Annotated in this window: 9 protein-coding genes, 3 tRNA genes and 1 pseudogene; 9 read left to right on the forward strand and 4 right to left on the reverse strand. The window is 39.5% G+C overall.

The annotated features are described in order from the left end of the window. The first annotated feature begins 119 nt into the window (after positions 1–119). Positions 120–202: transfer RNA gene (locus DP117_RS19455), tRNA-Tyr, on the forward strand. Between the two features lie 92 nt (positions 203–294). Next, positions 295–366, forward strand: a tRNA-Thr gene (locus tag DP117_RS19460). Positions 367–483: 117 nt separating this feature from the next. On the opposite strand, the gene DP117_RS19465 is transcribed toward DP117_RS19460, so the two are convergent. The 3 genes from DP117_RS19465 to DP117_RS19475 form a co-directional block, all read right to left on the reverse strand. Next, positions 484–1,071: a hypothetical protein gene (locus DP117_RS19465; RefSeq protein ID WP_169219920.1), complete on the reverse strand. Its 588-nt coding sequence runs from the start codon at positions 1,069–1,071 to the stop codon at positions 484–486. A 16-nt stretch (positions 1,072–1,087) separates the two neighbouring features. Then, positions 1,088–1,636 (reverse strand): hypothetical protein, encoded by a 549-nt coding sequence (locus tag DP117_RS19470; protein WP_169219921.1) that lies wholly within the window; start codon positions 1,634–1,636, stop codon positions 1,088–1,090. A 639-nt stretch (positions 1,637–2,275) separates the two neighbouring features. Next, a tRNA-Val gene (locus DP117_RS19475) sits at positions 2,276–2,348 on the reverse strand. Between the two features lie 151 nt (positions 2,349–2,499). Between DP117_RS19475 and DP117_RS19480 the strand changes: the two genes are divergently transcribed. The 4 genes from DP117_RS19480 (at position 2,500) to DP117_RS19495 (ending at position 6,512) form a co-directional block, all read left to right on the forward strand. After that, on the forward strand, positions 2,500–3,090 hold the full coding sequence (locus DP117_RS19480) for a metal-binding protein (protein ID WP_169219922.1): 591 nt from the start codon (positions 2,500–2,502) through the stop codon (positions 3,088–3,090). A 166-nt stretch (positions 3,091–3,256) separates the two neighbouring features. Next, positions 3,257–4,096: a nucleoside triphosphate pyrophosphohydrolase gene (mazG, locus tag DP117_RS19485; RefSeq protein ID WP_169219923.1), complete on the forward strand. Its 840-nt coding sequence runs from the start codon at positions 3,257–3,259 to the stop codon at positions 4,094–4,096. A 124-nt stretch (positions 4,097–4,220) separates the two neighbouring features. Beyond that, positions 4,221–5,531 carry a glutamate-5-semialdehyde dehydrogenase gene (locus DP117_RS19490; RefSeq protein WP_169219924.1) on the forward strand — a complete coding sequence of 437 codons (1,311 nt, stop codon included), beginning with the start codon at positions 4,221–4,223 and terminating at the stop codon, positions 5,529–5,531. A gap of 72 nt (positions 5,532–5,603) precedes the next feature. Further along, entirely contained in the window at positions 5,604–6,512 is a 909-nt protein-coding gene (locus DP117_RS19495) for a bestrophin family ion channel (protein ID WP_169219925.1), read from the forward strand. 170 nt (positions 6,513–6,682) lie between these two features. Here DP117_RS19495 and DP117_RS19500 read toward each other — a convergent pair whose 3' ends face one another. Continuing rightward, positions 6,683–8,098: an isochorismate synthase gene (locus tag DP117_RS19500; protein ID WP_169219926.1), complete on the reverse strand. Its 1,416-nt coding sequence runs from the start codon at positions 8,096–8,098 to the stop codon at positions 6,683–6,685. A 334-nt stretch (positions 8,099–8,432) separates the two neighbouring features. Here DP117_RS19500 and menA point away from each other — a divergent pair, with 334 nt between their 5' ends. From menA to DP117_RS19515, 3 genes and pseudogenes are all read left to right on the forward strand, one after another. Then, positions 8,433–9,329 carry a 2-carboxy-1,4-naphthoquinone phytyltransferase gene (gene menA / locus DP117_RS19505; protein ID WP_169219927.1) on the forward strand — a complete coding sequence of 299 codons (897 nt, stop codon included), beginning with the start codon at positions 8,433–8,435 and terminating at the stop codon, positions 9,327–9,329. 11 nt (positions 9,330–9,340) lie between these two features. Then, positions 9,341–10,342, forward strand: coding sequence for an o-succinylbenzoate synthase (locus DP117_RS19510; protein WP_169219928.1), 1,002 nt, complete (start codon positions 9,341–9,343; stop codon positions 10,340–10,342). Next, positions 10,327–10,735: pseudogene (locus DP117_RS19515) on the forward strand (hypothetical protein); the annotation flags it as partial. The gene DP117_RS19510 and the pseudogene DP117_RS19515, both read left to right, overlap by 16 nt.

The raw sequence follows: 10,735 nt of genomic DNA on the forward strand, positions 1-10,735 counted from the left end.
TGGGGGCATGGGATGGCTTAACTTTGTAAATGACCTATCACCTGTGCCCTATGATCTTTTTTCAAAAAGAGCTTGCAATTTCAAAATATTGTGATAAGATAAGGAATCGTGAACAACATGGGTCGATGTCCGAGTGGCTAAAGGAGGCGGACTGTAAATCCGCTGGCTAACGCCTACGCTAGTTCGAATCTAGCTCGGCCCATCTCACATTCAGTACCGAGTACTCAGTGTTGAGTTAGAAAAAGGCTAAGTTGTTTGTCAGTAACCAGAACTGATTTTTCAAAATTAAGTGTTGCCCGTGTAGCTCAGTGGTAGAGCACACCCTTGGTAAGGGTGAGGTCACGAGTTCAATCCTCGTCACGGGCTTTTGATAAAGCTTAGTCCTTCAGTAGTAATTGTACATTCAGGCATTTCCAAATAGAAAGGTATCCCATTCTAATTGTTGAGTGTTAACACTCAACAAGTTTGTTAACAAAATAATTGTCACTTCACCTCCTCTAGATAGAATTCTCCTTCGATATCTGAATTGCCTTCAGTCTTTAAGTATTCAAGTTTATCCTCTGCTTCTAAGGGAATGTAAATTTCTAACTGTCTGAAAGGAAAACGTTTACCAGCCCACTCAAACAAAACCATACCATCAGAGCATGGAGCAATAAACGGCTCAACCTTTGAAAAATCAAGCCCTCTATTAATACAGTAAGTCCGGAGATTAGAGTAGAGGTTTAGAGCTAAGTCAATCTGTTCTTTAGAAAATTTAGGGGCATCATAACCATCCCACTTATCTTCCAAATCTGACAAGTGAACAATTCTTTGATAGGCATTAGTATTTTTCTGCCAGTCAAAAACTTGTTGCTTACGCGTGTCGATAAATAACGAGGAGCCTCGTATAACGTAAACACCATTAGAAGATAGGAACTTTAAAGCAGCTTTTGAAGCCGCTGAAAGAGGAACAGCAGACTTTGTATACGTTGGCGAAACAGGGTAAACTTGGTCTGCTGTTGTGTGAATAGAAGTAGTATCCGGGTTTTGGATACCCTTGAAACAGGTGTCTCCCCAAGTGCTTGTGTTCATATGTTTACCCTTACTTTCACTCTAAAAAAGCTTCTTCCACAAAAGATATAAAAGTCTTAAAGTCTGTTTCCCAAGATTGTATGATGTTTTTTATTTGAAAAATTTTTTCTGGATAAGTGCTGTTGACTAATTCTCGATGAAAGTTGGCTGAGAAATTTACTACAGGAACTAATTGATTTTGTGGCAATTGTTGTTGAAAAACTACTTCTTGAATTGCAATTGTAAGGTTAGTATTATCTAGTTGATACATAAATTGGACAACTGCATTTGGTGACTTACCTTGAAAATTTTTCCACTTGCCAGCAGCAATTACCTTAGTAAGAACAGTATCCTGATTATCTTCTTTTTTTTCTGCTACTATATGAGCATTTATATTAATTCCAACTGCTCGATAGTCAACAGAAGGAACGATCTCAATATATTTAGAACTAATATCTGGTACTTGAAACACAAGATGTTCAGGATCTAAAGCCTCCCAAAATGAAACTCTGTCGGATTGAGCTACTATATTAACTCCATTTTTGAAAACAACTTGAGATATGGGAGGGGTGCAAATAGGCGGCATTGCCAACTCCCAGTCGCGGGGTACAATTTGGTTGTACTTCAAAAAGTCAGGATTCAAAATTGATGGGTTTTGGTTGTCCGCTACCACAACAATCGAAAAATCCCGAACCTCCAAATTTGTACTGAGCATCAAGCAACTAACCCTCACTGTGAGCTAAGAATGCGTGCATCAGATTACAACTACCTTTTCATGTAACTGTAATACAACTACATGACTAGCCAGTTAAATTCCAACCGCTTCGCAATGCTATATCTATAATCATCCTAAAAATGTACCGTTTTCTCGGAAAAAACAAGGAACTTTAAATACATCTTAAACAGACTTTTTATGCTCTGCCATCTGCCAAAAAGTCATAAAACGCCTATAAAAAGCAGCTTCTGATACCTTGCCATCTCCCCAAACCTCATAAAAACAGCGTTGACACCACCCATCGAACCACAACGCCAGAACTTTAAACCTTGCCCCACAATTTAGACATTCTGAAAGTCAGCGTAATTTATGGCATTCACTTCAGCCAGTTCTGTTTTTTGACGCTGCATACTGTCATTTTGGTAGACGTGGATGAAGAAGACCACATTAACCAGGTTCTTTACTTAACTGTAAAAGAACTATACTTAACTGTAAAATAACTATAAAAAATGGGTAGTACTGGACTCGAACCAGTGACATCCTGCTTGTAAGGCAGGCGCTCTACCAACTGAGCTAACCACCCACTGTTGCATACAAGAATATATGTTAGCACACAAATTCTCAAAACGCGATAGTATTTTGGAGAAAATTTTTTTTGCTTTCCTCATCCCCAGAGTGAATAGCGATTCAGGCAATAGCTTGGATATATGTGAACATTGAACTTTGAACTACCTATGCCCTCTGGTCAGACTCATGATCGTATTACTCTATGGACTCTGCCGTTTGTGACTGGTGTTGCTTTCTGGCAAACCAAGAGTGGTAACTTGACTTTGTTGATTATTTGTGGGTTTCTGTTCGGAGGGCTGATGTTCGGCCCTGACTTGGATATTTACTCCCGTCATTACCAACGCTGGGGTTTTTTACGCTTTATTTGGTTACCTTATCAAAAAAGTCTACGCCATCGTTCTTTGTTATCTCACGGACCAATTATTGGTACAACGCTGCGTGTTCTTTATCTGGTTAGCTTGGGAGCAATAGCGGCAATTTTGACTTTGCTCATTGTCGAAAGGCTATGGAATGCGCAGTTCAATTGGCAAACCACTGGTGAAACTATAATATCCATGCTTGCTCACTACAGTACAGAATTTTTTGCTTTATTTGTAGGGCTGGAACTTGGTGCTATGAGTCATTCTCTGAGTGACTGGGGAGGTTCGGCGTACAAGCGTTTTCAAAAGCACCGGATTCGTGGATTGCTGCCGCGTGCGAAAATGAAGAAACGTAAAGCGATCGGTCGCGCTAATCGTCGGTCGAAAGGTAAAAGTTGAACCTGGGAAGTGGGGGACTAAACAATTCAAAATCGCGTAGCGTCCTGAGTGTTTGCGCAGCGCCCCCAAAGGGGCTAGCGAAGGATCTAATTCAAAGTTCAAAAAAAGATCTATTATTTTGAATTTTTAAAAAGCGCGTGGAGAAAGGGGATAAGGGAGAGAATCAATGTCTAATCTTGAGCAAACGAATCAAACCCAGGGAAACGCTGAGACTTTGGTAGCAATACAAAAGTTAGTTAATGTAGTAGCAAAGTTACGTTCTCCGGATGGGGGTTGTCCGTGGGATTTAGAGCAAACTCCTCAAACGCTGACACCATACGTCATCGAAGAAGCTTATGAAGTTGTAGACGCAATTAACAGCGGGAATCAAGACGCTATTGCGGAAGAGTTAGGTGACTTACTTTTACAAGTTGTTCTGCAAGCACAAATCGCCAGCGAATATGGACAATTTTCTTTGAAGGAAGTCGCCGAAGGTATTTCACAAAAGCTGATTCGCCGTCATCCTCATGTCTTTGGTGATGTGTCGGTGCAAAGTGTTGATGAGGTGCGGCAAAATTGGGAAAAAATTAAAGCACAGGAGAAAGGAGAACCATCCCCAGATAGTCAAAAACTGAGTGATAAACTCAGTCGTTATACACGAAAGCTTCCTCCATTGATGGCGACAATGAAGATTTCGCAAAAGGCGGCGGCTGTTGGATTTGAATGGAAAGATATTGATGGGGTGTGGGACAAGTTTAATGAGGAATTGACGGAATTTAGACAGGCGTTAGCCTACGAAACACCAGAACGACAACAAGCTGAGTTAGGTGATTTGCTGTTTTCTCTTCTTCAGCTTGCTCGTTGGTGTCATCTTGATCCGGAAGCTGCTTTGCAGGGAACAAATCAGCGGTTTATTCAACGTTTGCAAAAAATGGAAGCATTTGCTTCGCGTCCTCTTGCTGATTACACTTTAGAGGAATTAGAAACACTGTGGCAAGAAGCAAAAGCCCAACTTGCACAAGACTAGAAAAACCCTGCTTCTTTGAGAAACCGGATTTTGTGTTTCTACTTGCTTACACAATGAGTGTTCACTAATTATTTAGAATTGCTATAGGATTGTTAAAAGGCATAGATTGACGTAATTTTCTGTCATGACTATTTCTGCTGAGAATTCATTAAACTTAATTGCAGTTGCTCAAAAAACTAGACAAGCTGCACTCAAACTGGCAGTTCTCTCAACTGAGGCGAAAAATCAAGCGATTGAAGCGATCGCTCAAGCTTTAGAATCTGCAAAAGATGAAATTTTACAAGCGAATGTTGCGGATTGCGAAAGAGCGATTACAGATGGAATTGCTAAGCCACTTTATAAGCGTTTGCAGTTAGATGAACATAAGTTAAGAGATGCGATCGTCGGAGTACGAGATGTAGGCAAACTCAGCGATCCAGTTGGGGAAGTGCAAATTCACCGCGAACTGGATACAGGCTTAATTTTGAAGCGAGTCACTTGTCCTTTGGGAGTGTTGGGTATTATTTTTGAAGCACGTCCGGAAGCCGCAATTCAAATTGTGACTCTTGCTATCAAGTCGGGAAATGGTGTTATTCTCAAAGGTGGGAAAGAAGCAACTCGTTCTTGTGAAGCCATCGTCAAGGCGATTAAACAAGGACTCTCTCAAACTGCTGTCAATCCAGATGCAGTGCAGTTGTTAACAACGCGAGAAGAAATTTCGGAACTTCTAAAATTGGATAAGTATGTGGATTTAATTATTCCTAGAGGTTCTAACTCTTTTGTGAGATTTGTGCAGGATAATACTCGCATACCTGTATTAGGTCATGCTGATGGCATTTGTCATGTTTATGTAGACAAAGCTGCAGATGTTGAGAAAGCTATTGCCATTACAGTTGATGCGAAAACAGGCTATCCTGCTGCTTGCAATGCGATTGAAACTTTGTTAGTTCACACTAACATGGCTTCAGAATTTTTACCAAAAGTTGGAGAAAGTTTGCAAAAACTCAATGTGGAATTAAGAGGGGATGAATTAACTCGAAAAATTCTACCAAATTTTGCAACCGCAACAGAAGAAGATTGGGAGACAGAATACTCTGATATGATTTTGTCGATAAAAGTTGTGGATTCGTTGGAGGATGCGATCGCTCACATTAACGAGTATGGCTCAAAGCACACGGATGCTATTGTCACTGAAGATGCGGAAGCTGCTCAAACTTTCCTCGCATTGGTGAATTCAGCCGGAGTTTATCATAACTGTTCTACTCGATTTGCTGACGGCTTCCGCTATGGTTTTGGTGCAGAAGTCGGGATTAGTACTCAACAAATGCCTCCTCGTGGTCCTGTTGGTTTAGAAGGTCTGGTAACATACAAATATCAAATAACTGGCAATGGTCATATTGTGGCGACTTACACAGGTGCAGATGCCAAGCCCTTCTCTTTTAAGAATTTAGGATGAATGAGCGCTCACAAAATACTAGAATGTTCTATTCTTTTAGTGTTTTGTGTGACGTGAAGTCGTGAATATCATATGAGCGAAAAAGTAAATTGGTTTCAAATCGCCTTACGGATGCGAGGCTCAGTCTTCCCTGTCATTTTGCCTCGCATGTTTTTCTTTAGTGGATTTGGAGTTATCATCTCAATCATCCACTTTTACGGATTTTCTCTACCAGAAAAAATTGGTAACGTAACAACAAATGTAGCCTTTAATCTTGTGTTAGGCTTGTTGTTAGTTTTTCGTACAAACACGGCTTATGAACGTTATTGGGAGGGTCGAAAAACTTGGGGTGGGATAGTATTTAATTCCCTAAATTTAGGCAGAAAAATTCAGATAGAAATCTTAGAAAACGAATTTATAGATAGAGATAAAAAATCAGCTTCTCTGCGGTTATTGAGTGCTTTCGCCATTGCGACTAAATTACATTTACGTCAGTCAAAAGAAAATAATGAACTGAAACCTTTTCTGACAGAATCACAATATATACAATTAAAGGATGTGAGAAATATCCCTTTGAAGATTGTCGTTTGGATTGGAGAATATCTTAAACAAGAACAACGGACAAATCGGTTGAGCCTGTATGAATTGGTGTCTATGAATAATTTACTGAATAACATAGTCGAGTCTTTCATAGGCTGCGAGCGTATTTTAAAAACACCAATGCCCTTAGCTTATGCTATTTATCTCAAGCGATTATTACTGATATATTTTGTTGTCTTACCTTTGAATTTAGTTGATAATTTCCAGTGGTGGACTGTACCAATTGTGGCGTTAGTAAGTTTTACTTTACTTGGAATCGAAGAAATAGGTAATCAATTAGAAGATCCATTCGGTTTTGATTTATATGATTTGCCCTTGGATGACATTTGTCATACCTTAGTCAAGAATCTAGAAGATTTGATGAATAAAAGCGAAGATAATTTAGTTTGTCAAACAGAATAATGTTCGTCAAGCTGAATTTGATCAGCAATACATTTGCTTGTCGCATATTATGCTCACTGAATATTAAAACAGTACACAGTAAACAGTACACAGTTATCAAGGTTATGAGTAACAAGTACTGATAACTGATAACTGATAACATTTTGTTGTGAAAAATATGACACAAAACTTTAAACTAATGCTTTGAGCAACGCTTGCAGTTTAAGTTGAATTTCTGCAAGTTCTTTGTCAGGATCAGAACCAGCAACGATACCAGCACCTGCGTAAAGTCGGGCGCGATCGCCATCTATAAGTGCAGAACGAATACCAACAATAAACTCACAGTTTCCCTCCAAGTCTACCCATCCAAGCGGTGCAGCATATAAACCTCTTTCAAAGCGCTCAAAACGACGAATTTCGCGACAAGCAACTTCCTGGGAAGTACCTGCAACTGCTGGTGTAGGATGAAGTTGAGCAATTATCTTTAAGGGATGGACATCAGCCGGAACTCCTGCGCTGATAGGTGTCCACAAGTGCTGAATATTAGATAATTGTCGCAAGCGGGGTGCTAAGACTTGAGGTCGTAAACCCAGTTGAGATAAACGTTGAGTGATAAAATCAATCACTGATAAATGTTCGTGCCTTTCTTTCTCACTATTAAGCAAACGACTCGCATTCTTCGCATCTTCACCAGGTGTTTTACCCCGTGGCGCAGAACCAGCCAAAGCATCAGTCATTAACTGTTGTTCTTGAATACTAATTAAACGTTCTGGACTTGCGCCGATAAAATTCTGTCCTTTGCCATTACTCTTAGAAAAAACATAACAATTAGGATGTAATCGTCGGAGGTTATTTAAAGATTGAATTAAGTTAAAATGAGTATTTGAATTAACATCAAGTACATCTGCTAAAACAATTTTACTTAAATGATTAGACTGAATTTTCTCTAAAGCTGACAAGACTGAATACTTGAATTTTTGAGGGTTTGCAATAGATTGATTGCTAAATGTAGGCAAAGAAGAATCAACAATTTGTGACTTGTATTCTAAAGAATTTAAATTTTTAAGCTTTCTCTTTAAAATTTGCAATATTCTTTGAAGATTTCTGTCAGCATTGATAATTGTATTAAAAACTAATACGCAACGTTCATTTTTCACAGCCACTTGCCAACGCGGGAGAAAAATCGTAGCTGCAGAAAATGGATACTCTGGCTGGGTATTATAATCAAAAAATCCAAAACTACATAAAAATTGAGTTCCACAAAAAGCTTGATTTATCCTAGAAAAGCTCGTTATATTTTGAACACACTCTTTGATAAATTCTTCTGATTTAGCAAAACGGTCTTTCCCTGCAATTTCTATTTTTGCGACAGCATCAACAGCAGCCAGCGCTTCCTTTTTTCCTTTATTCTCCCAATAAAAACTAAGCTTATTTGGCTGTGCGAGTTTCTCAAGCACAACCAAAGGGTCAACCCAGTCAATATCGAGCGCAAGACTTGCAATTTGCGTGCTATTATTCTTGATGCAATTTTGCTGAACAGCTAAAAGAAAACGGTATAGTTCTTTATTATAGACAAAAAAGTCAGCATTACATGGAGAAACTGTCATGGATCTAGAAAGAGTAAATTTTTTTGAAGTTAACTTCCAAAAGAGTGATAATTCGTGGTCGTATTTCTACAGGTAACATAAAACAGCTACCTTTTGACCAACGTAGTGGCTCTGCCAAATTGTGGTTTGATAAAAACCTAATTGCAGTGTCGAGTTTTTGCTGTCATTTGAGAGTAAAAACAACTATAGGCTCTAGCCTTGAATGCACCTGATTGATGCTTGACTTTTACAGAGAGGCTTTTTTGAGTCTGTTATCTGAATTTTGTGTCTTTCCAAACCATCAATCAAAAACTTTAGTTCAAAAAGTTGTTGACAATTTTATTAATCACGACTGATGACTACAAAGCTGATTTCTTATCCCAACACTAAGTTATGGATGGCGGCAATAAAACCGCCAATGTACAGCGTTGCTATTATGCCCATCTGGGTAGGAACAGCTATCGCTTTTGCTGAAACTAAGGTATTTCATGGAGCAGTTTTTTCTACTTTCTTAGTTGCTGCAATTTTTATCCTAGCTTGGGAGAATCTCAGTAATGACGTCTTTGATTCAGACACAGGAATTGACAAAAAGAAACACCACTCTTTGGTGAATTTAACAGGCAATAAGCTATTAATATTTTGGTTAGGAAATTTATTTTTAGGTCTGGGTTTGCTGGGAATACTCGCAATAGCTTGGTGGCAACAAGACTTAACTGTAATAGGAATAATTCTGCTTTGCTGTGTTTTGGGCTACCTTTACCAAGGACCTCCCTTTCGTCTAGGATACCAGGGTTTAGGTGAAATCATTTGCTTTTTTGCCTTTGGTCCGTTAGCCATAGCAGCAGCATATTACAGTCAAACTGCTAGTTGGTCAATAACGAGTTTTGCTGCTTCGGTAATTGTTGGAATTGCGACAAGTTTAATTTTATTTTGTTCGCATTTTCACCAGGTTGAAGATGACATAGCAGCAGGAAAACATTCTCCAATTGTCCGGCTTGGAACACAAAAAGCAGCCCAACTTTTATCTTGGTTCACTGGTAGCATTTATGTTTTCATCTTGCTGTTTGTGCTTTGCGGTATTTTCCCCGCGTGGACTTTACTAAGTTTCGTAAGTTTACCTTTTGCTGTAAAGTTATGTCATCATGTCCAGCAAAATCACAACCAGCCAGAAAAAGTGAGTAACTCTAAATTCATTGCTGTATCGGTGCATTTTTGGAGTTGCTTGCTGTTAGGTTTGGGATTTTTACTGTAGACAAGCTTGTAATGGCATATCGATTTGAGTTTCGTCCTTATCGCCAGAAATTTTTGACTTCGCTGACGACAAGTCATGGTACTTGGGATATCCGCGAAGGAATTATTCTCCGTCTGAGTGATGAAACAGGGAAAATCGGCTGGGGGGAAATTGCACCCATTAGCTGGTTTGGTTCTGAAACTTTAGAACAAGCTTTGGAGTTTTGCTGTCAGCTTCCAGAGGAGATTACACAAGAGACGATTTTCTCTATTCCTGACGAGTTAAGCGCGTGTCAGTTTGGGTTTGAGTCTGCTTGGGAAACGAACCGCCAAGACGCCAAGGGCGCAGAGAAAGAGGAGAAAGAGGAGAATTTAAGAGTTAATAACCTTAGCTACAGTGGCTTAATGCCAGCTGGGGAAGCAGCACTACAAATTTGGGAAAAGCTGTGGTATCAGGGATACAGCAGTTTTAAATGGAAAATTGGTGTCTATCCAATGGCGAAAGAACTAGAAATTTTGGAACAACTTGCTCAAAGTTTACCAGCTTCTGCAAAACTGCGATTAGATGCTAATGGCGGACTCAGTTATGAAGAAGCTCAGTTATGGCTACGAACTTGCGACAATATCAAGGTAGATGACAAATTTTCCCTAGAAATTGAATTTCTTGAGCAGCCTTTGTCTGTGAAACAATTTCAGGCGATGTTGGAGTTGAGTCATTGTTATCAGACGGCGATCGCCTTAGATGAATCTGTCGCTACACTCAACCAACTTGTTACATGCTTCAAACAAGGTTGGCGAGGAATTTTTGTGATTAAGCCTGGGATAGTCGGTTCACCATCCCGTCTGCGTCAGTTTTGTCAACAACATCAAATTGATGCTGTATTTTCATCTGTGTTTGAAACCGCAATTGGTAGACAAGCTGCACTAAAGCTAGCAGCGCAATTATCTCAGCGTAACAGAGCAGTGGGTTTTGGTGTCAAACATTGGTTCGTCCAACAGGAGACTTTACCAGAAGATTTATGGAAAAAACTCTAGAAAATTTTGTGCAGTATGCATTTAGCCAGTCTCTATCCAATGACTGGCTCATTTGTGAGAATAACCATTTATTTGCTCAATTAACTGAACAACTTTATTTAGAATTAACGCAGTTCTCATATTATCACAGTACACCACTGAGAGTTATCCTTGCTGAACGCGAACCAGTGCGGTTTTTAGCAGGTTTTTTAGCCGCTTGCGCAGCTCGTTGTCAAGTTTTTCTTTGCAACCCCGACTGGACAAAACAAGAATGGGAACAAGTTTTTGATTTAGTCAAGCCAGATGTCATTTGGGTAAGTGAAGACAAAGAAACAAGACAGTTCAAAATTCAAAATGGACTGCGTCCCGCTGCGCTAACAAAATTAACATCCTCCTTATCCCCTCCACCTCCCC

This window comes from Brasilonema sp. UFV-L1 (genome assembly GCF_012912105.1).
Classification (GTDB): Bacteria; Cyanobacteriota; Cyanobacteriia; order Cyanobacteriales; family Nostocaceae; genus Brasilonema.